We start from the raw sequence: 23,017 nt of genomic DNA, 5'->3' as shown, positions 1-23,017 counted from the left end.
CAGCGCGCAGCCAACCTCCGTTAAAAGCAGCTCCTGCACCCGGCTCGAAGACCTTCCACTGCTGCATCGGTGCAAGCCAATACCAGACTGAAGTCCCTTACGCGCGTCGGCTGGCGAACAGGTCGGCTGGCGTTCTACCGGCCACGTTGGTGGCGCCGTCATCAGCGCCGTGCTGGCGCAGCAGGTCGATCACCTTGGGGTTGTCATCCTGCGCAAACCAGAGCGGGCCATCTTCGGACACCCAGGTCTGGCCGCTGCAGTAATGCAGGGCCGTATTGCCGTAGACATCTACCGCGTGTATGTCGGCCTCGGCCTTGAGCAGGTACTGCACAACCGCCAGGTCGTCCGTCAACGCGGCCGCCATCAGGGGCGTGGCCATGCGGCGCACGCTGCCCAGGCTTTCATGGATGGTGCCGGTCACGGGGGCGTTAACGTTGCAGCCCAGGTCTTCGACCAGGTAGCGCACCATCTCCAGCTTGGTCGGCATGGCGCTGTGGGCCACGCAGGCGTGCACCAGCAAGTCAGGGCCTACCAGGTGGGCATGGCCCTGGGCGAGCTTGCGCACCATGTCCACCGACAGGCTCTGCACCGCGCCCTGCAGCGCACCCGCGTTGACGGTTGCGCCGTGCGCAAGCAGTTGGTCCACGAAATCCACGCTGCCCGACTCGGTGGCAAAGCCCAACGCATCGGTGCCGTCGCTGGTGCGCGCGGCCATGTCCGGCTGGCGCTGCAGCACGGTCTGCAGGTTGTGCGCCTGCACCGCCAGCTCTGCTGCGGCGTCGGCTTTTGCTTCGCGGCCTTCATCGCTGTCGTCTTCCATCTGCGCATCGGCGTGCTGCGAAATGGCCCAGCGGTAGCCTTCGCACGCCGCCAGCAAAGGCGTTTTGCCGTTGTAGTCACGACAGTCCACGCTGCCTTCGCTGGCGATGAGGGCATCGAGCTCAGCGGTGGTGATCTTGCGGTCCGCCATCTCGCTGATGAAGTCGTCGACCGCTTCGCTGGCGTGGTGGTTTTCTTCGTCGCCATCTTCCACATCGATGCCCGCCTCATGGAACGCGGCCTTGGTGCCGTGGGCCATGGAGCCCGGCGTCTCTTCGTGCGCCAGATCTTCGATGAAATCCCAGTAGTAGGCCGAGAGGTCTACCGATTCGCCGCCCTCGAAGGGCACGAGCAGCAGGTCGCCACCATCCACATCGCATTGCATGCCCAGCAGCTCGAACGCGCGCGCCAGGTAGCGGGTGCGGGCGAACTCCTCGGGGTTCTTCAGATAGTCTGCAATCACCATGTGTTTTGGACACCCGCGCTGCAGGTTCTGCAAGGCGGCGGCCTGATCGGCCTGGCGGATACGGAAGGTGCCGGGTTGAATGAACGAAGAAGCGTCTTGCATGAAGTCTGTGGGTCTGTCTGTTGTCTTGATGGGTGTGGTGCCCACGGTGCATGGTCGGCCAAGGTGGGATGCCTTCGAGCGGCTAACAAAACTCAGTGAAGCGGTTCTGGCTAGGCGCTGCGTCGCAGGCAGTACGAGCAGTACGACAAGACGCTGCAACGACGCCAGAAGAGTTTTGTTAGCCGCTCTTAGCGCGATGATAGATGGTGCCTCTCGTGCCGCACTGGACGAATTGTCCAGTGGCGCATGCCCATGGGCCCTATGCGGTCTGGGCAGCAGCGCGACTGGAGGCCGTGATGCCCGGGTGCGGCCAGGGCGGTGGCTTTGCACTGGCCCTGAGCCTGATCGTGATGCGCAGCGGCAATGCGCAGGTCACGGCCCAATTGTCGGCCACGGCCAGAGTTCAGCTATTCATTCATTTATCGCCGCGCCGAGTGCGCCAATGCCGTTGGCTCCACGGTTGGGCCGCAATCTTGCCAGCAGTGGCTCCATTGCTTTGGCGACAGACAGCAAATGCCAGTCGTCAAAGCGGCGGCCGACCAACTGAAGGCCGACGGGCAATCCTTGTGCGGTCTGAGATGCGGGTATGGAGACCACGGGGCCCTCTGTGACACTGAACAATGTCGTGTAGGACTGCGTGACGTTGTAGTACGGCACAGCCTTGCCATCCACTGACAGCGGCTCATCGTACACATTGAAAATTCCGAATGTCCGGCTGTGCTTGTGGTGCACAAAAGCGGGCACCGGCGAGACAGGGACGATCCATGCGTCATAGCCAATGAGGAATCGCTCCATTGCATTGGTTTGCTGCGCCTGCTCTGTCAGCGCTCGCATGTAGCTTTCAACGGAGATCGGGTCGAGGATCCTGCGCTGGTGGGGGATATCTTTTACCGATTTTCCTGCAAACAGGCGCCCGATGCGGCGTGCAAGGTTCGAGCGCTCATAGCCGCCTTGCATCCCTACAAGTGCCCCCCAGGTTTCCCAGGTGCGTTGGTACGAAAAGCCTTGGGGTTCGGCCTTTTCGACAATTGCGCCTGCTGCGCGCAGCGCGTCCACCACCTGTTCAATGGCCTTCTTGACGTCCACACCGACAGGCATTCCCCCCAACTCGACCGCATAGGCAATCTTCAGACCTGTCAACGCTACCGGTTGGGCGGATCGAGGATGCAGCGGAGCGACCGTTGCGTCTTCGGGCGAGGTTCGCGCCAACACCGACAAGGCCAGTTCGAGATCCTCGACACTATTGGCCAAAGGCCCCAACACAGCCATGGTCCTGATGCCGTCCACCTCGTCGGGCTTGGGTGGGATATGGCCAAGCATCGACACAACACCATGGGTTGGCCGCAAGCCCCAGACACCGGTGTAAGCGGCGGGAAGGCGGATCGAGCCCGCCAAGTCGGAGCCGAAGGAAAGAGGCGACATGTGCGAGGCGACCGCGGCAGCGCACCCACCGCTGCTACCGCCTGTGGTCAGTTTCACATTCCAGGGGTTGTTGGTGGTTCCAAACAGGGTGTTGGTCGTCTGCATATCCATCGCCAGCGTTGCGGCATTGGTTTTGGCCAGGACAATGGCCCCCGCCTGGCGCAAAAGAGCCACCGCAACGGCGTCATTTTCGGGAACGTAGTTGGCCAGATCAGATGAGCCGGCAGTCGTGCGCAGCCCGCGTGTTGCATAGGTATCCTTCACCGTCACGGGAACTCCATGCAACGGGCCCCAGATCTCACCGCGCCCCAACGCCTGGTCCGCAGCCTGTGCACGTTCCATTGCGGCGTTCAGATCCAGCACGACGATAGCGTTGAAATCTTCGTTGTAACGCGCGATCTGGCTGACAAACGCCCGCACCACCTGAACAGAACTGAGCTCCCGTGCCTGGATCTTGCGTGCCAAGTCAGACGCCGTCAGTGTCACGATCTGTGTGTCCTGCTCAGAAACAGGCCAACTGTCGCTGGAGGGTATTGCGCGATGGGGTCCGGGCATTGAATTGCCCGATGCATTGGGTGTCAGTGCTGCTGTCAGGACGGAAGATCCCGGCAAGGTGTGTTTGAGAGTGTTCACGAAGGAGGTTCATCAGTGCTTGATGGCTCAATCATCAAGATCTAGAATCAATGCGTCTATTGCATATTTCAGATGAACCCATTCAGAATATGAAACTGTCAGGACTGGACCTGGATCTGCTGATTGCACTGGATGCGCTTTTGGATACCGGTTCTGTAAGCGCAGCCGCAGGACGGCTCCATCGGTCCCAACCAGCGGTGAGCAGGATGTTGGGGCGGCTGCGGGAGTGCTTTGATGACCCGCTGTTTGTTCCCCATGGGCGAGGACTCGCGCCCACCCCGCGTGCCATCGCGTTGCGTGGGCCGTTGAAATTGAGTTTGAGCGAAGTTCAGCAGTTGTTCAACCCACCGCGTGCGTTCGATCCGTTGCGGGACAAGGCGCATTTCCGCATTGTGAGTTCGGACTACGCAGCGGTTGCGCTGATGGGCTCCATCGTCAGCTGGCTGCACGACCATGCACCCCATGTGCATATTTCTCTGCTCCCTGTTACGGGCAATCCCGAGAACCTGCTTGCCAGTGGCGAGGCCGAAATCATGTTCGGTCCACAAGAGTTCTGTCCTGGGTGGTGTGCGAGTACCCCTTTTATCGAGGACTCCTGGATGTGCGTGCGGCGAAAAGGCGAACCGCTGCCGACCACTTTGAAGGAGTACCTGCAAATGGCGCATGTGGCAGTTCACATCGAACGCGCCTTTGGCAATCAGGTGGATGAAGCGTTGCGCAAGCGGGGACGGGCAACGCGCCGGGTACAAGTCACGGTGCCCGATTTTGCGGCAGCTGTTTTTATCACCGCCAACAGCCCACTGCTGGCCACGTTGCCCAGCCCGGTGGCGCGCGCTGCCTCGAACCTGCTGTCAATGGAGTTGGGTGAAGTGCCACTGCGCGTGCGCGGATCGTCCGTGTCCATGATCTGGCCACGCCGTCTGGAACGCGATCCGCCTCATGTATGGCTGCGCCAAGCTGTCCTTGACAGTGCAGGCTTGTCTTTCCGGGGCTGAGCGCGTCGCTGTTGCATTGACCGGGTGACGCAACTTGTCTGGGTCAGGGCCAGCAATGGGTTTCAGCGCTTTCATTCTCGGTGCCAACGGTCACGCTGAAAACACGCGTAAGACGCTCGATGTTCCGACGTGCTCAAAGATCGACGTCTGGCGGCCCACAGCGCATGATCTCGGTGCGGGCAATGGTTGAGGTATCCCCTCAAGAGGGGGTGAACTATCGAACGACAGCTCCTGGCCGAAACCTGCCATCCATCACTGGATCGCGCAACAGCACCAGAACAGCCCCTCACCCCGACCCATGCAAGCGCGCCGGCGTCGTCGCCGTCCCATGCCGCGCCATGTCGTTCGCGCGGTCGATCACATGCCGCACCATGGCCTGGGCCAGGGCCTCTTCCGCGAGGAAGACGGTGCTGCCGTTCTCTTCCTCCAGCAGGCGCGCCTCTTGCTCGCTGTGGCTGCGGATCACGGTTTCGATCATGGGGTTGAGCAGCTTGGCGGTGGCGATCATCTGGCGCACCTTCAAGGTGTCGGGCGTGGCGATGACCAGCATGGCGGCGCGGGCGATGTGGGCCTGGATGAGCACGGCGGGCTCCACCGCGTCGCCGAACACAGCGGCGATGCCCTTGGCGCGCAGGGCTTCGACCAGCTCGCGGTTTTGCTCGGCGACCACGAAGGGCACGTCGTTGGCGGCCAATGCGGCGGCCAGGCGGCGGCCGACCTTGCCGTAGCCCACCAGCACCACCTGGTGCGCGAGGAACTTGGCGTGCGTGGTCATGGGCAGCTCGGCCAGGGGGTCGTCGCGCTCTTCGAGCCGGCGCGCCAGGGCCGAGCGCGTGCGCAGCCAGCCCTGCAGCGGTGCGATGGCGTGGAACAGCATGGGGTTGAGCGCCATGGAGATCAGCGCGCCGGCCAGCACCAGGCTCGTGCCCTCGGCCGGCAGCAGGCCCAGCGACGCGCCCAGGCCCACCAGGATGAACGAGAACTCCCCTATCTGCGCCAGGCTGGCCGAGACGGTGAGCGCGGTGTTGAGCGGGTAGCGGAACGACAGCACCAGGGCTGCGGCCGCGAGGGTCTTGCCGACCATGATGATGGCCACCACGGCCAGCACCTGCAGGGGGCGGTCCCACAGCACGGCGGGGTTGAAGAGCATGCCCACGGAGACGAAGAACAGCACGGCAAAGGCGTCGCGCAGGGGCAAGGATTCCTGCGCGGCGCGGTGGCTGAACTCCGACTCGCGCATCACCATGCCCGCGAAGAAGGCCCCCAGCGCGAACGACACGCCGAACAGCGCGGCCGAGCCGAAGGCGATGCCCACGGCCGCGGCCACCACGCACAGCGTGAACAGCTCGCGCGAGCCGGTGCGGGCCACTTGCCACAGCACCCAGGGAAACACGCGGCGCCCCACCACCAGCATCAGCACCACGAAGCCGCCCACCTGCAGCAGGGTGAGCCCCAGGGTCTTGGCCAGGTCCGAGGCATCTGCACTGGCCCCGTTGCCGCCCAGCACGCCGGCCAGCGGCGGCAGCAGCACGAGCACCAGCACCATGACCAGGTCTTCGACCACCAGCCAGCCGACCGCGATGCGGCCGGTGTACGTCTCGAGGATGCCCAGGGTTTCGAGCGCGCGCAGCAGCACCACTGTGCTGGCCACCGATAGCGACAGGCCGAACACCAGCGCCCCGCCCAGGCCCCAGCCCCACCAGTAAGCCAGGCCCATGCCCATGAGCGTGGCCACCATGATCTGCACCACGGCCCCCGGCACGGCGATCTTGCGCACCGCCAGCAGGTCACCGAGAGAAAAGTGCAGCCCCACGCCGAACATCAGCAGCATCACGCCGATCTCGGCCAGTTGGCTGGCCATGGCCGCATCGGCCACGAAGCCCGGCGTGAACGGCCCGATCACCACCCCGGCCAGCAGGTAGCCCACCAGCGCCGGCAGGCGCAGCCGCGTGGCGACAAACCCCAGCGCCAGCGCCAGCCCGAGCGCGGCTGCGATGGTGTGGATGAGGTTGACGCTGTGGGGCATGGTGGTGAAAGGCGGTGGAAAAAACTGGGCGGGTGCTTGCCTGGAACACGCAGGCAAATAGCGTGCCTTAGTTCACACAAGCGGTCAGCAATCTTATAACCGCAAGCACGCGCGGTGCAAAAATCAAGGGCAATGCTGCGCCCTGAAATTCACCCCATGCTCCCACTCACCACCACCCCCCTGCCCTTCCCCGCCGGGCATGCCGCAGGCCCCCTCTCCCGCCACCCTCATGGATTCCTGGCCATGGCCGGTCTCGCGCTGGCGCTGGTGCTGGCATCGCCCGCACCGTCCTGGGCCCAGCAGGCGGCGGCACCGGCAGCCAAGGCTGCGCCCAAGCTCACCCAGAGCTACCATGATCGCGTGGAGGAACTGCAGGACCAGGTGAACGAGGGCAAGCTCGCTGAAATCCGCGCTCGCATCGTCCCCACCACCGAGCGCAAGGTCTTCGACGTGGGCGATGTGAACGACTCGCAGACCTGGTGGCAGTACGAGGACGACACCACCTTCGTCCACATCGAGAACGGCACCGGCCGCACGATCACGGGCCTGGTGCTGGACTTCTGGGTCGACAGCTGCTCCCAAAAGGCGAAGCCCCCCAATACCGTGCATGTTCTGCTCAGAAAGCCCCTGCGCAAGAACGCCCAGGCAGTGGTGGTGGTACCGCCGAGCAAGCTGCTGCACACCAAGAACGAGGTGAGCTGCCTGAGTGTGCGGGGCGGATGGTAGCGCGGCGGATCGGTTAGGGCTTGCGCCCCCAACGGGCTTCGTAGTCGCGCTCCATCTTTTCGCAGGCGCCCGCAACGAACCGCGCCGTCGACGCGTCCAGGGATTTGCGGCCCTGCTCGCTCCAACACAGTTTGATGGCGTCTTGCGCCCGCCAGCGCGCATCGCGGTCCGGGTTGTTCGGCATCAGGGCCCCGATCAGCATGAGGCCCCCGATGGCGATCACCGGGGCGAGCAGGACCCAGCCCCACCAGGGCAACAGCCGCTTCTTGCGGGGCTTGGCGGCTGGCGGCTCTTCTGCAGCCGCCGCAGCGGATGGCGGCGTGCTGCCCGCCACCTTGGCCCGCATATAGGCCGCCTTGGCGCGCTGCTCGTCGCCTTCGGTTTCGGCAAAGCACTTGGCCCACAGCGCCGGATCCCGGTCTGCGGGAGACTCCGCCTCTTTCATGGCCGCAGCCCAGCTGTCTTCCGATCCTTGCATGCACCCTCCTTCAATCAATCATTCAATGCTCTTGCGGATTGGGCAGAGCAGCCCGGCCTGCCGTTTGGCCGATCCAGAGTGCCCGAACGGGTATCATTCGGTACCTGCACAGCTTGGATTCGCGGATCGCCCCGCGGACGCCATCAAAATAGTAGCGCCAAACGCAAGGTTGGCGCTGTCTGCCCGTAGCTCAACTGGATAGAGCAATAGCCTTCTAAGCTATAGGTCGGGGGTTCGAGTCCCTCCGGGCAGGCCACATTCCTCATACGCCCATACTGGCGCCGCGCGCGCAGCCGTCAGCCCGGCAACGCCACCAGGCGCCAGTCGCCTTCGTCCTGCCATGCGACGTCCGCATCAACGGCCAGCGAACACGGCGACAAGCCCCCGGCCCCCAGCGCGCACACCGACAACAGCACCGCATGGCCGCCCGCCGTGGCGCCGTGCCATGCCCTGGCATGCGCCAGAACCTGGCCCTGGATTGGCAGGCCCGCAGGCTGGCTCTCGATGCGCCGGATCGCCGCGAAATCCACGCCCGTCCCCGTGCATTTGAAATAGGCCTCCTTGAGGCTCCAGATCTGCAGGAAGTGGCGCTGGCGTGCAGGGCCATCGTCCAGCGCCTGCAGCTGCGCCAACTCCCCTGGCGTGCAGGCCATGCCGGCCAGGGCGAGCACATCGCGCCGGCTGGCGTGCAGGTCTTTCACCTCCAGGTCGATACCCACCGGGTGCGGGGCCGCCGCGCAGGCAAGCCAGGCGCCGCTGTGCGACAGGGACAAGTGGGTGGCGGCTGCTGCTTCATCGCCATGGTGCTGCGCGTTCAGGTGCGGCGCCCTGCCCTCGGGCGCGTCCAGCCGCCAGTGGTCGGGGGTGGTGCCGCGGGCCATGGCCAGCTGGTGGCGCAGGGCGTAACGGCAGGCGATGAACTCCTGGCGCCGGGCCGGGTGTTGCATGCCGGCCAGCCGGGCCGTTTCACTCTCCGTCAGCCACTCCGGTGCGTTTTGCTGCTGCGCGCGGGCCGCCAAAGGGGCCTGTGCGGCGAGCAGCAGTTGCAGCGCCGGGGTGGTAGTCGTCACTGCCCGAAACGGACGTAGGTGCCCTTGAAGGTCACGCCCGTGAGCATGCTGCCCGCGTGGCATTCGTAGTTGACCGGGTCCTTGTAGACCTTGCCCTTGAAGGTGCTGTGCAGGTCCACCACGGCGTTGGCGCCGCGCTTCTTGGCGAATTCTTCGAGCGAGATCAGCGTGGACAGGGCCACCCAGTGGCAGGCCTCTTCCTTGGTCCGGCCGCCGGAGGATGTCTTGCGGTTGGCGGTTTCTTCACCGATGGCGGTGCCGCCCTCGGGCGTGGGCGCACCCGACAGGTAGAACTTGACGCTGCCGTCGAGCTTCTTGAGCTCCAGGCCCAGTTGCACGGCCTCTTCCAGGGGCAGCAGCAGTACCTTTTCTGCGTGGGCGGCCATGCTTGCGCCAGCCAGTAGGGCCAGTGCAAGGATCGTTTTCTTGATGGTCATGCTTTGCTTCCCTCTTTTCGATCTCTTTGTTTTGATGGATGGATGGCCGGGGCGCGCGCGGGCCCGGGCGGCAAGGCCACCCGGCGGGTGGCTTCACACCTTGGCGAAGGTGCCCTTGAGCGTCACGCCGATCACGACCGCGCCGGCATGGCACTGGTAGGTGACCGGGTCCTTGACGGTGGCGCGCTTGTAGTAGCTGTGCAGGTCGACCACGGCGTTGGCGCCCTTTTGCTTGGCCGATTCCTGGAAGGCGATCAGCGCCGACAGGGCGGCCCACTTGCAGCCATAGGCATCGTCCTTGCCCACGCCGTTGGTCTTCTTGTTGGCGATGTCCTCACCCAGGCGGGCACTGACCCGGGGCGTTTTGGCGCCCGAGAGGTAGAACTTGACGCTGCCGTCGAGCTTGCCCTGCTCCACGCCCATGCGCACCACCTCGTCCAGGGGCAGTGTCAGAACGGTATTGCGGGCGTGTACCGCGCCCAGGGCCGACAGCGCGGCCAGTGCCACGATCCATTGCTTCATGCGGATTCTCCTGTGGTGCCTCTCCGCGTGGGAGGGGCGGTTGCGAATGGTTTGTTTGTTTGCTTGCGCCGGCGCTGCGCGCCGGGCTTCAGACACCGCCGCTGATGCGCTGCATGAGGTTGCGGATCCAGCGGTTGTAGTTGGGGTGGATGCGGCGGCCCTCACCCGCATCTGCGTAGTTGAGGTTGTAGCTGTTCAGGTAGTCGATCTTGTAGCCTGTGTGGTCGTAGCGCACCACGATGGCTGCCATGTGCTTGCCGTTCTTGTCGTACTGCAGCTCCACCGTGCCCGGGGTTTCGCGGGTCACCGCCCAGCCCAGCGACTGGCCGGCCAGGATGATGCGGTCGCGCACCTGCGCCGGGGTGGGCACGTAGGCGCTGGTGAAGACGACCTGCGGTGCATCGACAAGTGCCTCGGCGCGCGCATGCACACCGCCGCTGTGCAAGGCCAGCGCCAGCACGGCGCCGATGGCCAGGGCGCTGCCCCGGGCGAAGGATTTCTCAGTTCCCATTACTTACTCCCTCCAACGTTTGAAAATCAAGGATGTGTTGATGCCGCCGAATGCGAAATTGTTGCTCATCACCACGTCGGTCTGCCGCTGGCGCGCCTGGCCCATGATGAAGTCCACCGCGCCGCAGCGCGGGTCAGGCTCGGTGAGGTTGGCGTTCTGGGCGAACCAGCCTTCGCGCATCATCTCCAGCGTCATCCAGGCCTCCAGTGCGCCGCAGGCGCCCAGGGTGTGGCCCATGTAGCCCTTGAGGGTGCTCACCGGCACGGTGTTGCCGAACACCGCGTGCGTGGCATTGCTCTCGGCGATGTCGCCCTGGTCGGTGGCCGTGCCGTGGGCATTGATGTAGCCAATGGCCTCGGGCGCCAGGCCGGCATCGGCCAGTGCCATGCGCATGGCCTGGGCCATGGTGACCGGGTTGGGGTGCGTGACGTGGGTGCCGTCGGAGTTGGTGGCAAAGCCGATGATCTCGCCCAGAATCTGCGCGCCGCGCGCCTGGGCGTGCGCAAGCTCTTCGAGCACGAAGGTGCAGGCGCCCTCGCCCAGCACCAGGCCGTCGCGGTGGGCGTCAAACGGCCGGGGCGTGAGCTCGGGCGTGCCGTTCTTGGTGCTGGTGGCGAACAGGGTGTCGAACACTGCAGCCTGGGTGGCGTCGAGCTCTTCGGCGCCACCGGCCAGCATGGCCAGTTGCTTGCCGCTCTGGATGGCCTCGTAGGCATAGCCCAGGCCCTGGCTGCCCGAGGTGCAGGCGCTGGACGTGGGGATGACGCGGCCTGTGGCGCCAAAGAACACGCCCATGTTCACCGCGGCCGTGTGCGACATCATCTTGATGTAGGTGTTGGCGTTGATGCCTTCGGTGCTCTTCTCGGCCATCATGCGGCCGAAGTCGCCGATGGCGGCCGGCGTGCCGGCCGACGAGCCATACGAGACGCCCATGTGCCCGCTCTTGACGAAGGGGTCGCCCAGCAGGCCTGCGTTCTCCAGCGCGATCTCGGTGGCGCGGGTGGCCATCAGCGCCACGCGGCCCATGCTGCGCATGGTCTTGCGGTTGTAGTGCGCGGGCAGCTCGAAGGGCGCCACGGTGCAGCCCAACTGGGTGCTCAGGCCCTCGTAGCCTTCCCACTCGTGCATCACGCGGATCACGTTGCGGCCACTGAGCAGTTGGCTGCGCACCGTGGCCCAGTCGTTGCCCAGCGGGCTCAGGGCGCCGATGCCGGTGACGACCACGCGCTTCTTGCCTGTTGTTGTTGAAGTGCTCATCCGACCATCCCCCCATTGACCGAGATCACCTGGCGCGTGATGTACGAGGCCTCGGGGCCCAGCAGGAAGGCGACCACGCCGGCCACCTCGTCCACCGTGCCCATGCGGCGCATGGGAATCATCGCCAGCGCGTGCTCCAGCACCTCTTCGCTGACCATTTCGGTGTCGATCAGGCCCGGGGCCACGCAGTTGACGGTGATGTCGCGCTTGGCCAGCTCGATGGCCAGCGACTTGGTGGCGGCGATCACGCCGGCCTTGGCCGCGCTGTAATTGGCCTGGCCCCGGTTGCCCATGAGCGCCGAGACCGATGCCAGCGTGACGATGCGCCCGGGCTTGCGCCGGCGCACCATGGGCATCACCAGCGGGTGCAGCACGTTGTAGAAGGCGTCGAGGTTGGTGTGCACCACGCGGTCCCACTCCTCGCCGGTCATGGCGGGGAAGGCGTTGTCCATGGCGATGCCGGCATTGCAGACCACGCCGTAGTAGGCGCCGTGGGCTTCGATGTCGGCCTCGAGCACTGCGGCGCAGGCGGCGCGGTCAGCCACGTCGAACTGCAGCACGCGCGCACTGCGGCCCAGGGCCTGTATCTCGGCCACGGCGCTGTGTGCCTGGTCCAGGCCGCTCCTGCAGTGCACCACGATGTCATGGCCGTCACGCGCCAGGCGCAGGGCGATGGCCCGGCCTATGCCCCGGCTGGAGCCCGTCACCAGCACGGTGGTGGCAGCAGTGGGCGTTGGTGGTGGGGTTGTCTTCGTCAGCTCGTTCATTCTCGGTATCGATGGCCTGTTGTCTGTGTGGGGTGGGCTTGCCTGGGGTCTGGCGGCCCGGTCACCAGTGTCCCGTCCCGCAAATAAATTCCAATAAAGCCGCGTCTTTCACACCAGGGCCGCGTTGCAAATCCTCGCGATAGCTACGGCTATCGCTGCGGTTTGCGCCTTGCCCTGGCACGAAATCCATCGGCTTTATTTTTGGCATCTGTTTACGGGACGGAACACTGGCCCGTGGCGGGCGATGGTGGAATATAGGCGTTCCCATCCACCGGCTCAAAGACGGAAATGCGCGCAGTTGCCAACTCTTTCGCGCCATCGGCTTCGATCCGGCAGTCGAACATGCTCAGGCCGTTGTCGCCCAGCAACTCGCAGCGCACGCTGATAGTGAGGCGGGTACCGGGTGCAAAGAAGGGCTGCGCCGTCTCGTACCGGCGCGAGCCGAGCAGAAAACCGATCTGCACCGCCCTGCCCGTTTGCAGCGCACGCCAGCCGGCCCAGGCTGCCACTGTCTGCGCCATGTACTCGATGCCCACCCACGAGGGCATGCCGGCGTCGTGCATGAAAAGCCCGTCGCGCGGCACCGTGACCTCGGCGATGGCGCTCTCGTCGTCGGCGGCCAGCAGGCGGTCCAGCAGCAGCATGGCGCTGCGGTGGGGCACGTAGTTCTCTATGGGTAGAAGTTCACTGCTCATCGGCTTGTCATCACTCTATCAAGCGGCCTCGAACAGCAAGGTGCTGTTGCTGCCGCCAAAGGCAAAGGAGTTGCTCATCACCACGCGCGCCGCGCGCCCCAGTTGCATGCACGGCGCCACGGCGGCCAGGGCCGGCATGGTGGGGTCGGCCACGCCATCCCACCAGTGCACGGGCAATACGCCCTGCGGATTGTGCTGCAGCACATGCCAGGCCACGGCGGCCTCCAGCGCGCCGGCGGCGGCCAGGGCATGGCCGGTGAGCGGCTTGGTGGAGCTTACCGCGACATCCAGGCCCAGAACGGCCTGCACCGCCCGGCTCTCCATGGCGTCGTTGTGCGGCGTGGCCGTGCCGTGCAGGTTGACATAGTCCACGGCGGCCGGCTGCATGCCCGCGCGCGCCAGCGCCTGCTGCATGGCCGCCACGGCGCCCTGGCCGGTGGGGTCGGGGGCGGACATGTGGTGCGCGTCCTGCGACTCGCCCCAGCCGGCCAGGCGCACGGGGCCCGCGTCGCGGCTCAGCACGAAGAAGGCCGCCGCCTCGCCCAGGTTGATGCCCCGGCGGTTGGCCGACAGGGGGTTGCAGCGCTCGGCAGACACCGCCTCCAGCGCGCTGAAGCCGCCCACGGTGAAGCGGCCCAGCGCATCGACGGCTCCGGCCACCACCGCATCGGCCATGCCGGACTGCAGCAGCCGCGCGGCCGAGGCCAGGGCCTTGGCGCCCGAGGAGCAGGCGGTGGAGATGGTGTGCGCAGGCCCGCGGATGCCCAGGTGCTGGGCCAGGAATGCGGCCACGTTGCCCATCTCCTGCACGGGGTACTCGAAGCCGGGGGGAAAGCACCCTTCGCGCGCCAGATGGCGGGCGGCCGCCTCGCCCTCTTCGATGCCCGCCGTGCTGGTGCCCACCACCAGGGCCACGCGCGTAGGGCCACAGCGGGCAATGGCCTGCTGCACCGGGCCCTGCAGCGCCTGCAGGGCGCCCCAGGCCAGCGCATTGTTGCGCGAGCGCTGGTGCGGCGGCGCAAAGGCCAGGTCAGGCAGCACCGCGCCCTCGGGCAGGCAACCCAGCGGCAGGGTGCGGCCGGGGGAGTAGCGGTCGGTTCGCTGCAGGGTCTGCGGGTCGGTGGCGGACAAGAGGTTGGCGCGCATCGCTTGCGCGCTGAGGCCCAGCGCGCTGTACGCCGACGCGGCGTTCAAATAGACATGCGGGCGGGTGGTCACGAAGGCTCCTGCGCCGGGGCGCACAGTTGGGAGCCCCCGGGCGACTCGACGCGCAAGGTGAAGGGCCCGCCGGGGTAGATGATCTCGACGGCAGAGTTGCCGATGAACTGCACGCGCACCTGCTCGCGGCCGTCGCGCAGCAGGCGGCGCCCAGTGGGGCCTGCCTCCACGCTCCAGGGCGGCTGCACGGCGCGCTGCACGGCGCGTGCGGGCCAGAAGGCCAGCTGCAGGTCGCTGAGCACCTGCTCGGGCGCGAGCTGCGCGGGCCAGTGGCGCGAGAGCTGCTTGTCCCACTGCCAGCCGTCCCACACCAGGGTACCCATGCCCTGCCCCATCACGAAGAAGGCCAGGCGCACGGCCTCGGCATCCACTTCGAGCAGGGCTTCGAGCTGCTGCGCGGGCCGGCCGGGCACCTCCACGGTGAGGCGCTGCTGCACGGCGACCTCGCAGCGCAGGGCTGCGGGTGCCAGGGCCAGCAAAGGGCTGCGCGCGGCATCAGGGGCGCCCGGCGATGCACAGCCTGCGAGCAGCAGGGCACACACTGCGGCGGCCAGACCCCCAGGAATTCGCACGGGGTTCATGCAGGCACAGCCCCCTGGCCTGGCGCCTGCCGCTGCTGCCGGCACACCTCGCCCAGCACCTGCAGACGGCGCTGCGGCTCGGCGACATAGGGGTTCTTTGCGTCCCAGGCGTAGCCGGCGAGGATGGAGGAAATCATGCGCCGGATCTCGGGGTTGCTGTGCTGCTCGTGGAAGATCACGTCCTGAAAGCCCCCGTCGTACCAGCCCTGCACGAAGGCGCGAAAGGTGTTCACCCCTGCCTGCAGCGGCACGGCATAGTCCTGCTGCCAGTCCACCGCCTCGCCGCGCCAGGCACGCGCGATGCAGCGCGCGGCCAGGCTGGCCGAGGTGACGGCGATGGTCACGCCGCTGGAGAACACCGGGTCCAGAAACTCGCCCGCGTTGCCCAGCAGCGCAAAGCCCTTGCCCCACAGCGCGGTGACGTTGGCTGCATAGCCGGTGATGGAGCGGCCCGGCGTGTCCCACACGGCGTTGCGCAGCACGTGGGCCAGGCTCGGCGTCTCGGCAATGATGGCGCGCAGGCGCTCGACCTCGCTGCCCTCATACCGCGCCAGGAACTCGGGTGTGGCCACCACGCCCTGCGAGCAGCGACCGCCGGAAAACGGGATGGTCCAGAACCAGACCTCGTGGTGCACCGGGTGCACCGTGATCAAAATCTTGCTGCGGTCCATGTCGCCATGGGCGATGCCGTCTTCGATGTGGGTGAACAGCGCCCCGCGCACGGGGAAGTCCGACGGTCGCTCCAGCTGCAGCAGGCGCGGCAGGATGCGCGCGAAGCCGCTCGCGTCCAGAAGGAATCGCGCCTGCACCGTGTACTCCTCGCCCTCGGGCGAGGTGACCGACACCTCGGGCTGCTCGCCCGACACGTCCACGGCGGTCACCGTGTGGCGGTAGCGCACCTCGGCACCGGCCTTGGCGGCGGCATCGGCCAGCACCTTGTCGAAGTCGCCGCGCTGCACCTGGTAGGTGGTGCCCCAGCCGGGCGAGAACTTGTCGCGAAAATCGAAGTCGGTGCGCAGGTCGCCCTTGGCGAAGGCCGCGCCGTTCTTGTACTGGAAGCCCGCCTCCACCACGTCCTGCAGCATGCCGGCCTCTTCGATATAGGCCATGCTTTGCGGCAGCAGGCTCTCGCCGATGGAAAAGCGCGGAAACGTCTCCTTTTCGAGCACCAGCACCTGGCGGCCCTGCTTGCGCAGCAGGCCGGCAGCCACGGCGCCCGAGGGGCCCGCGCCCACGATCAGCACCTCGGTCTGTTCCAGTCGGCGTTGTTGCATCAATGTTCCTTGTTGTCCGTGGCACTGCGAAACAGCGGTGCCAGCACCAGCACCAGCGGCAGGCCCAGCATGAGGGTGAGGCCAAAGGCCTTGAGTGCCGGCGTGGCCGACAGGCCCAGCAGCCCGAACGACAGCCAGGTGCTGCCCGCGCCGATGACCACCGCCAGCCAAGCATGGGGGTCGTCCTCGTGCTCTTGCAGGAAGATACCGTAGTCGATGCCCACGCCCAGCAGCAGCATCAGCGCCAGCACGTTGAACAGCTGCCAGGGCGCGCCAAAGGCGGTGAGCACGCCCACCACCACCAGGCTGGCCAGCACGGTGGGCATCCAGGCGCGCCAGGCCTTGCGGCCAAAGCGCAGCCACAGGGCGGCCAGCACCAGCACATGGCCCAGCAGCAGCAGCTCGGTCATGGAGATGCGGTAGCGCTGCAGCAGGGCGGATATCTCGGCCGGCTTGTCGACCCAGGCCACGCCTTCGAGGCCCTCGGCAGCGCCGGCCAGCGCGGGCAGCGATGCGAGGTCCCTCACGCCGCGCAGCATCAGCAGGCTGCGGTAGCTGCCGTCGCGCTCGCCCAGCCACAGCGGCCGCGCGGCGGCCGAGATGGGTTGCGCCAGCCAGGCCTGCACGGTGATGGGCGCGGGCGGCGGCATGGCGGGCCGGGCAAAGCTTTCGCCGAGCTCGGCGTTCACGCCCTTGAACACGGCCTCTTGTGCGCGGGCCACCAGCTCTCCATCGCTGTCCTGGCGCCGGGCCGAGGGCACCCAGTCGGACACGCCGCTGTAGCCCACCAGCAGTTGGCGCGCCACCAGCGCGTCGAGCCGGTCCTTGAGTTCTTCTTCGCGCTGCAGCACCTGCTCGGGCGAGTTGCCCTGCACCAGGTAGAACTGCGCGGGGCTGGGCAGGCCCAGGATCTCGCCCACCTGGCGCTGCTGGGCCACGAGCGGGGTGGATGCGTTCTGCAGCTGGCGCACGTCGTCCTGCGCACGCAGGCCGCCCAGCAGCCACAGGAGCAGCGCCATGGCCACGCACACCGCCACCGAGCCGGGCAGCGCATGGCGCCAGCGCGGCCAGGCCATCAGCGTCTGGCCAATGCGCTGGGCCACCGGGCTGTGCGGCATGGTGCCGCGGTCAAGCCAGGGGAACCAGCAGACCACGGTGAGCATGGCCGCCGTGAGCCCCACCACCGAGAACACCGCCATCTGCCGCAGGCCCGGGAAGGCCGCCGCGCCCAGCGCCAGGTAGGCGATGGCGCTGGTGCCCAGGGCCAGCCACAGCGCCGGCATCAGGCCGCGCATCAGCCCATGCGGGCTGCGCCCGGGCGCGCCCTGGCGGCTGGCGAAGTAGTGGATGCCATAGTCTTCCGCCACGCCCACCAGGCTGGCGCCGAACACCAGGGTCAAGAGGTGCACCTGCCCGAAGAACAGCGCCGTGACCGACAGCGCCACCGCGCAGCCCACCAGCAGCGACACGCCCACCAGCGCCACCGGCCGCAACGAGCGAAACGCCAGCCAGGCCAGCAGCAGCACGCCGGCCAGCGAGCCCCAGCCGATGGTGTTGATCTCCCAATTGGCCTGCACCGCGGCCGCCTCGGCATGCAGGGGCACGCCGGCGGTGAGCATGCGGGCATCCGGCCACTTCGCGCGCACCTGGGCCAGCGCAGTTTGCAGGGCGCCATCGAGCAGGGGCTCGCCGGACAGGCGAAAGGCCGAGCCCTCCAGCGTGAACTGCAGCACGGCCCATTGCTGGCCGTCGGCCGCCACCCACAGCTCACCATCGCGCGGGCGGGCCTGGCTTTGCGCGCCGCGCGCGGCCCACCACTGGGTCCACAGGCCCAGGGGGTCGCTCACCCAGTCGGACAGACGGGCCTGCACGGCGGGCTGGTACAGGTCCTGCAGCGCCTTTTGCACCAGCGCGGCATCGGGCGTGCCGGCCAGCATGGCGCGCTGCGCGGGCGTGAGCAGGCGCTCGCGCCAGGGCTGGTAGAAGCCGAGCGCGGCCTCCATGGAGGTCTTTTGCGCGATGGGGTCCTCGCGCAGGCGCGCACCGGCCCCGGTGGCCAGGGACTGGCGCAACACCTGCACCGCGGCGCGCGAATCGGCCCACTCGCCCGCCCCCAGCAGCACCACCACCTGGCGCGACATCTGGCCCACCAGTTGCTCGGTGGCGAGGGCCATATCGGGTGCCTGCTCGTTCACGGGCAGCAAGGCCATCACGTCGGTGTCGATGCCGTCGTGCTTCCAGAACTGCCACTGGTGCACGCCCACGGCGATGAGCACCAGCAGCCAGGCCAGCGCGGCCGTGCGCCAGAGCCAGCCGGGGGGGGCGTCCGCCGCCGGGGTGTGCGCCGTCATTCGAACTGCGCCGCGTCCTGCGGGCGCAGCGCGTTCTCGGCCACGGGCGTGAGGATGCGGATCAGGCTGCTGTCACCGCGTGCCTCCTGCAGCTTGACCTCCTGCACGAACTGGTTGCCCTGCAGCTCCACGGCGGCAAGCCACTGGGCCAGCGTGGGGTCGCGCGGCACCAGGTGCAGCGACCAGCCCTTGGCGGCCACCTGCCCCGTCACCTCGAAGTGCTGGGCAAGCTCAGTCAGGTTGGCCGACATGACGGCGAACAGCATGGCGTTGACGGTGCGCAGCACGGGCTCGTCCTGCGCGCGCATCTGCGTGGTGAGCTTGCCGTCGCTGCCGCGCGACTGCAGGCTGTCGGGCCGCACCACCAGGGTCGACTCGAAGGGCTTGAGCACATGCCAGACGATGCCCTTGCCGCGCGCCACGACGAAGTCGCCACTGGAGCGCAGCGGCTGCTTGAAGCCCTTGACGGTTTTGAGCTGCTCAAAGCCGCCGCGCACCACGGGTGCGTCGTGCACGCGCTGGCGCACCTGGGCCAGCAGGTCCTGCGCAGCAGGCGTCGCCGGCGCCGGTGGTGCCGTCTGGGCCAGCGACGACAGCGCCAGGGCGCACAGTGCGGCCCCCAGCACGGTTCTTTTTGTCCAGGCGATGGCGCTCATGGCGCCACCCCCAGCCGCTGCCACAGCACCGGCGGGCAGACGAAACACATGGCACGGGTCTGCATGTCCACCGCCACCTGGATGGTGTGGGCGCTGTTGACCTTCTGGCCCGTGGCGGCGTCGCTGATCAGGTAGTCGATGCGCAGGCGGTTTTCCCATTCGGTGATGGTGGCGCGCACCTTGAGCACCTGGCCAAAGGTGGCCGGGCGCACGTACTTGAGGCGCATGTCCACCACGGGCCAGCCGTAACCCGATTCGCGCATGCGCGGGTAGTCGTAGTCGAATTGGGCCAGCAGCGCGCTGCGCGCCAGTTCGAGAAAGCGCACGTAGTGGCCGTGGTAGACGATCTCCATCACGTCGATGTCGTAGAACGCGGGGGTGATCTCGATCTCATGGCTGAGCCGCTCGCGTGAGGCCAGCTCTTTCTCAGTGGACATGCGTCAGCCTCCGGGCGGGCGTGAAAAATGGGGTCATGCAGGCAATCATGCAGCGGGGACCGGGCGCGCGGGCGCGGCCTGATCCCAGAAGGGGAAAAAATTGAACCAGTCGTAGGGCGCCTTGCGCAGCATGCGTTCGAGCTGCTGGGCGAACAGGCCCGCATACTCGGCCAACGCCTGCTCGCGCCGGGCACGCGGCAGCAGCACGCGCTCGGCCAGCGGCACGAATTCGACCGCGTAGCCTGCGCCATCGTGCACGCAGCCCATGAAGTACAGCGGGCATTCGAGCACCGAGGCCAGCACATAGGGACCGCAGGGAAACGGCGCCTGGTGCCCGAGGAAGGTGGCATGCGTGACGCGGCCCTCGCGCACGGGCACGCGGTCGCCGGCAATGGCAATGAGCTCGCCGCGGGCCACGCGCTCGCCGAGCATCATGGCCGTGGCGGCGTTGAACTCGGTCACCTGCAGCAGCTGCACGCCGCTGTCGGGCGCCAGGCGCTGCAGCACGCGGTTGAAGCGCTCCGCATGGGCCGTGTGCACCAGAATGCTCAAGCGCAAGCCCGAGTGCCGCTCGGCAATGGCCCGGCACAGCTCGATGCAGCCCATGTGCGCGGTGACCACCACGGCGCCCCGGCCCTGCTGCTGGAGCAGCGCACTGAACTGCTCGCGCCCGGTGAAGGCCACGCGGTCGAAGCGGTAGCGCCCGGTGAGGGCCAGCAGCTTGTCGAGAATCACCTCTGCAAACATGCGAAAGTGCCGCTGGCTCTGGCGCCAGCCCGGCATGTGGGGCCACAGGCTGTGGGCCGCCTGCATGCGCTGCAGGTACTGCAGCGATGAGCGGCGCGCCACCGGGCTGGCCAGCCAGTAGTAGGCGACGATGGGGTACAGGCACAGCAGAAACGGCCAGCGCCCGAGGAACCGGTGCACCTGGTACAGCAGCCACATGCCGGCGACGAAGGTGTTCTCGCCCATCTGCGCCCAGTGCGGCGCTTCGGCCGCTGCGGCAGCAGTTTTGGCGTCGGGCGCCGGTGCCGTCATGCCGCGTGCCCGGTACGGCGCCGCCCCACGAGCTTGCGCGCCAGCAGCAGGGGGCTGCGCAGCAGCATGCCGCCGAACAGCCGCGTGTGCATGCCCGAGATGAGCACGTTGTCGCGCCACACGCGAAAGTGCGAGAGCCCGTCCTCCGGGTAGGTCACGGCCGTGCGCTGGGTGACGAAGGGCACGCCCTTCCAGTGCATGCGCACGAGGATCTCGGTGTCGAACTCCATGTGTTTGCCGATGCGCGCGCCGTCCATCACGCCGATGGCCTCGCGCAGCGGGTAGACGCGAAAGCCGCACATCGAATCCTCGATGTCCAGCGACAAGGTGTTGATCCACACCCACACATGCGTGGCATAGCGGCCGTACAGGCGCGCCTTGGGCACGCTGGCGTCGTAGCGCGGCGCGCCGCAGACCATGGTGCCGGGCTGCGCGCGGGCCAGCGCGATGAAGGCGGGGATGTCGGCCACGGCGTGCTGGCCGTCGGCGTCGATCTGCAGCGCATGGCTGTGGCCCGCCGCCAGCGCATGGCGCATGCCGGTCATCACGGCGCCGCCCTTGCCCTGGTTCTGTGGCAGGCGCAGCAAGGTGACCTGTGCGCCGTGCTGCACGGCCAGCGCGTCGAGCACGGCGGCGCAGCCGGGCTCGGAGCCGTCGTCGACCAGGATGCAGTGCAGGCCCGCACCGAGCACGCCCTGCACCATGCGGGCGATGGTGGTGGGGTGGTTGTAGACGGGAATGATGGCCACGGGGTTGAATGCGGCGTGCGTCATGCAGCACCTCCCTGCACCAGGCGGCCACTGGCGTGCGGGCCCCGGTGGGAGGTCAGCGAAAACTGCAGCTGGCCCTTGTCGGGCACCCATTGCAGCTGCACCTGCACGCTGGTGCCGGGCAGGATGGGCTGCTGGAACTTGACCACCTCGGCCCGCATGAAGGCCGCCGGGATGCCGAAGGCCTGCGTGCCCAGGGTCGCCACCCAGTGCAGCTGCGCCACGCCAGGCACGATGGGCGCGCCGGGGAAATGCCCGTCGAGCACGCGCAGCCCGGGGTCGACCTGCAGCGTGGCCGTGGCCCGCAGGTCGCCGCGTTCGGTCCACAGCGGCTGCGGCATGAGCGGGCGAAACAGCGCCAGCAGGTCGTGCTGCGTGGTCTTGCCCTGCGCGTTCTGCGGCATGCGCAGCACGTAGCGCCAGCTGCGCGGCAGGGCCACGCGGTCCACGCAAGGCTCGAGCAGCGCGCGCAGCGCAGCGCCCAGAGCGCGGCGGCCCTGCTGCTGCAGCGCCAGCCAGCCGGCGTCGCTGAGCGCCAGCACCATGCCCACGCGGTCGGCAGCGGGCGGCGCTTCGAGCACCACGGCCCGGGCCGCGGCCACCCAGTCGCTGGCGAGCAGCGCGTTTTCCATGGCGGTCAGCGAGATGCGCTTTTCGGCGATTTTCACGATGCGGTCTGCCCGGCCCTGCAGCACGAAGCCGGCGCCGCCGTCCTGCGGCAGCGCGCGGTCGGCGGTCTCCCACCAGGCATCGGCATCGGGCAGGTGACCCGAGCGCACCGAGAGGCAGCCGCTGTCGGCCAGGCGCACCTGCACGCCCGGCAGGGGCTGCCAGGCATCGCCCTGCTCTGCCCTGCGCCGCCAGGCGATGCCGCCGGTTTCGGAGCTGCCGAAGACTTCGGTGGGCGAATGGCCGAGCAATGCCAGGCAATGCGCCGAGGCCTCGGGCGGCAGGGGGCCGCCCGATGAAAAGATGCCGCGCAGGCCCTGGGATGCGGCCGCCCAGTCGAGCGCATCCGGCAGGCGGCTGAGCATGGCGGGGCTGGAGATCAACACCGCAGGCCCGGGCTGCGACAGCTGCGCCACCAGCTCTTCGGGGTAGCGCAGGAACCCGGTGCCCAGGTGCCGGCCAGCCGCCAGAGGCCACAGCACGCGGAACAGCAGGCCGTAGATGTGCTGGTGCGACACGGTGGCCAGCGTGCGCAGGCCGGGCGCTTGCGCCATGGGGCCGAACACCGCCTGCAGCGCGTGCACCTCGGCATCGAGCTGCGACAGCTGCTTGACGATGCGCTCGGGCACGCCTGTGGAGCCCGAGGTGAACAGCACCACCCGCGCATCGCACAGGGACAGGGGCTGCAGCACCACGGCCGGGGCCCCGGCTTCGTCGGGCTGCAAGGCACCGGGCAGCAGGCCTGCGGTGGCCTGCACCTGGGGCAGCAGGTGCGCCAGCGTGTGCGGCTGCAGGTCGCTGGCCAGCACCGGCGTCTTGCCCGCATGCCAGGCGCCCCAGAGGGCAGCGGCAAAGGCCAGTGGGTCGTCGAAATACAGGCCCACTTCGGTGCCCTGCACCTGCTGGAAGGCGGCGCACCAGGCCTGCACGGACAGCACCCAGTCGGCGTGCTGCACCGTACGACCGCCGATAGCCGCCACCGCATGCACGGCGGCACGTGCCTGCGGCAGGGCCACTTCAGACAGCGCTGTAAATGCTTTCACTTTGCTCGATTCCTGGATTCTTGGAGTTGTTGGACAGGGACGGGAAATTCAAAA

General features: G+C 67.6%; 22 protein-coding genes and 1 tRNA gene. 3 read left to right on the top strand and 20 right to left on the bottom strand.

The window, feature by feature from the left end; translation table 11 throughout:
* Positions 1-97: 97 nt before the first annotated feature.
* A complete protein-coding gene (locus tag ACSQ3Y_RS16185; RefSeq protein ID WP_436178050.1) occupies positions 98-1,387 on the bottom strand; it encodes an ankyrin repeat domain-containing protein in 1,290 nt (429 codons plus the stop codon).
* 411 nt (positions 1,388-1,798) lie between these two features.
* A complete protein-coding gene (locus ACSQ3Y_RS16180; protein ID WP_436178049.1) occupies positions 1,799-3,442 on the bottom strand; it encodes an amidase in 1,644 nt (547 codons plus the stop codon).
* Between the two features lie 50 nt (positions 3,443-3,492).
* Here ACSQ3Y_RS16180 and ACSQ3Y_RS16175 point away from each other — a divergent pair, with 50 nt between their 5' ends.
* Positions 3,493-4,437 (top strand): LysR family transcriptional regulator, encoded by a 945-nt coding sequence (locus ACSQ3Y_RS16175; protein ID WP_082608171.1) that lies wholly within the window; start codon positions 3,493-3,495, stop codon positions 4,435-4,437.
* Positions 4,438-4,723: 286 nt separating this feature from the next.
* Here ACSQ3Y_RS16175 and ybaL read toward each other — a convergent pair whose 3' ends face one another.
* Entirely contained in the window at positions 4,724-6,463 is a 1,740-nt protein-coding gene (gene ybaL, locus ACSQ3Y_RS16170; RefSeq protein ID WP_057203358.1) for a YbaL family putative K(+) efflux transporter, read from the bottom strand.
* A gap of 156 nt (positions 6,464-6,619) precedes the next feature.
* Between ybaL and ACSQ3Y_RS16165 the strand changes: the two genes are divergently transcribed.
* Positions 6,620-7,189, top strand: a complete 570-nt coding sequence (locus tag ACSQ3Y_RS16165; protein ID WP_428001151.1) for a hypothetical protein — start codon at positions 6,620-6,622, stop codon at positions 7,187-7,189.
* A 13-nt stretch (positions 7,190-7,202) separates the two neighbouring features.
* On the opposite strand, the gene ACSQ3Y_RS16160 is transcribed toward ACSQ3Y_RS16165, so the two are convergent.
* Positions 7,203-7,667: a hypothetical protein gene (locus ACSQ3Y_RS16160; RefSeq protein WP_436178048.1), complete on the bottom strand. Its 465-nt coding sequence runs from the start codon at positions 7,665-7,667 to the stop codon at positions 7,203-7,205.
* Between the two features lie 179 nt (positions 7,668-7,846).
* Between ACSQ3Y_RS16160 and ACSQ3Y_RS16155 the strand changes: the two genes are divergently transcribed.
* Positions 7,847-7,923, top strand: a tRNA-Arg gene (locus ACSQ3Y_RS16155).
* A 40-nt stretch (positions 7,924-7,963) separates the two neighbouring features.
* Here the strand turns inward: ACSQ3Y_RS16155 and ACSQ3Y_RS16150 are convergent.
* From ACSQ3Y_RS16150 to ACSQ3Y_RS16075, 16 genes are all read right to left on the bottom strand, one after another.
* On the bottom strand, positions 7,964-8,737 hold the full coding sequence (locus tag ACSQ3Y_RS16150; protein ID WP_436178047.1) for a 4'-phosphopantetheinyl transferase family protein: 774 nt from the start codon (positions 8,735-8,737) through the stop codon (positions 7,964-7,966).
* Complete coding sequence (locus tag ACSQ3Y_RS16145; protein WP_057268211.1) at positions 8,734-9,174, bottom strand: hypothetical protein; 441 nt, start codon at positions 9,172-9,174, stop codon at positions 8,734-8,736. The genes ACSQ3Y_RS16150 and ACSQ3Y_RS16145 overlap by 4 nt, the downstream gene beginning before the upstream one ends.
* Before the next feature lie 93 nt (positions 9,175-9,267).
* Positions 9,268-9,696 carry a hypothetical protein gene (locus ACSQ3Y_RS16140; RefSeq protein ID WP_057203363.1) on the bottom strand — a complete coding sequence of 143 codons (429 nt, stop codon included), beginning with the start codon at positions 9,694-9,696 and terminating at the stop codon, positions 9,268-9,270.
* An 88-nt stretch (positions 9,697-9,784) separates the two neighbouring features.
* Positions 9,785-10,207, bottom strand: a complete 423-nt coding sequence (locus tag ACSQ3Y_RS16135) for a hypothetical protein (protein ID WP_057203364.1) — start codon at positions 10,205-10,207, stop codon at positions 9,785-9,787.
* 3 nt (positions 10,208-10,210) lie between these two features.
* On the bottom strand, positions 10,211-11,464 hold the full coding sequence (locus ACSQ3Y_RS16130) for a beta-ketoacyl-ACP synthase (RefSeq protein WP_057203365.1): 1,254 nt from the start codon (positions 11,462-11,464) through the stop codon (positions 10,211-10,213).
* On the bottom strand, positions 11,461-12,231 hold the full coding sequence (locus ACSQ3Y_RS16125) for a 3-ketoacyl-ACP reductase FabG2 (protein WP_436178046.1): 771 nt from the start codon (positions 12,229-12,231) through the stop codon (positions 11,461-11,463). Before ACSQ3Y_RS16125 ends, ACSQ3Y_RS16130 begins: the two co-directional genes overlap by 4 nt.
* A 212-nt stretch (positions 12,232-12,443) precedes the next feature.
* The gene (locus ACSQ3Y_RS16120; protein WP_436178045.1) at positions 12,444-12,926 is read right to left on the bottom strand and encodes an ApeP family dehydratase; all 483 of its coding nucleotides are present in this window, start codon (positions 12,924-12,926) and stop codon (positions 12,444-12,446) included.
* Positions 12,927-12,944: 18 nt separating this feature from the next.
* A complete protein-coding gene (locus ACSQ3Y_RS16115) occupies positions 12,945-14,144 on the bottom strand; it encodes a beta-ketoacyl-ACP synthase (RefSeq protein ID WP_436178044.1) in 1,200 nt (399 codons plus the stop codon).
* The gene (locus ACSQ3Y_RS16110) at positions 14,141-14,725 is read right to left on the bottom strand and encodes a DUF3261 domain-containing protein (protein ID WP_436178043.1); all 585 of its coding nucleotides are present in this window, start codon (positions 14,723-14,725) and stop codon (positions 14,141-14,143) included. The genes ACSQ3Y_RS16115 and ACSQ3Y_RS16110 overlap by 4 nt, the downstream gene beginning before the upstream one ends.
* A complete protein-coding gene (locus tag ACSQ3Y_RS16105; RefSeq protein WP_436178042.1) occupies positions 14,722-15,999 on the bottom strand; it encodes an NAD(P)/FAD-dependent oxidoreductase in 1,278 nt (425 codons plus the stop codon). The genes ACSQ3Y_RS16110 and ACSQ3Y_RS16105 overlap by 4 nt, the downstream gene beginning before the upstream one ends.
* Positions 15,999-18,350 (bottom strand): MMPL family transporter, encoded by a 2,352-nt coding sequence (locus tag ACSQ3Y_RS16100; RefSeq protein WP_436178041.1) that lies wholly within the window; start codon positions 18,348-18,350, stop codon positions 15,999-16,001. The genes ACSQ3Y_RS16105 and ACSQ3Y_RS16100 overlap by 1 nt, the downstream gene beginning before the upstream one ends.
* Entirely contained in the window at positions 18,347-19,006 is a 660-nt protein-coding gene (locus tag ACSQ3Y_RS16095) for an outer membrane lipoprotein carrier protein LolA (protein WP_436178040.1), read from the bottom strand. The genes ACSQ3Y_RS16100 and ACSQ3Y_RS16095 overlap by 4 nt, the downstream gene beginning before the upstream one ends.
* Positions 19,003-19,443, bottom strand: a complete 441-nt coding sequence (locus ACSQ3Y_RS16090; protein ID WP_436178039.1) for an acyl-CoA thioesterase — start codon at positions 19,441-19,443, stop codon at positions 19,003-19,005. The genes ACSQ3Y_RS16095 and ACSQ3Y_RS16090 overlap by 4 nt, the downstream gene beginning before the upstream one ends.
* 45 nt (positions 19,444-19,488) lie before the next feature.
* Complete coding sequence (locus tag ACSQ3Y_RS16085) at positions 19,489-20,481, bottom strand: LpxL/LpxP family acyltransferase (protein ID WP_436178038.1); 993 nt, start codon at positions 20,479-20,481, stop codon at positions 19,489-19,491.
* Positions 20,478-21,254 carry a glycosyltransferase family 2 protein gene (locus ACSQ3Y_RS16080; protein WP_436178037.1) on the bottom strand — a complete coding sequence of 259 codons (777 nt, stop codon included), beginning with the start codon at positions 21,252-21,254 and terminating at the stop codon, positions 20,478-20,480. Before ACSQ3Y_RS16080 ends, ACSQ3Y_RS16085 begins: the two co-directional genes overlap by 4 nt.
* On the bottom strand, positions 21,251-22,963 hold the full coding sequence (locus ACSQ3Y_RS16075; protein WP_436178036.1) for an AMP-binding protein: 1,713 nt from the start codon (positions 22,961-22,963) through the stop codon (positions 21,251-21,253). Before ACSQ3Y_RS16075 ends, ACSQ3Y_RS16080 begins: the two co-directional genes overlap by 4 nt.
* Between the last annotated feature and the right edge of the window lie 54 nt (positions 22,964-23,017).

It is taken from the genome of Acidovorax sp. LjRoot66 (assembly GCF_964253305.1).
GTDB lineage: Bacteria > Pseudomonadota > Gammaproteobacteria > Burkholderiales > Burkholderiaceae_C > Acidovorax.
The sequence above is the reverse complement of the archived record's forward strand: the minus strand, read 5'-3'. Positions and strand labels throughout refer to the sequence as shown.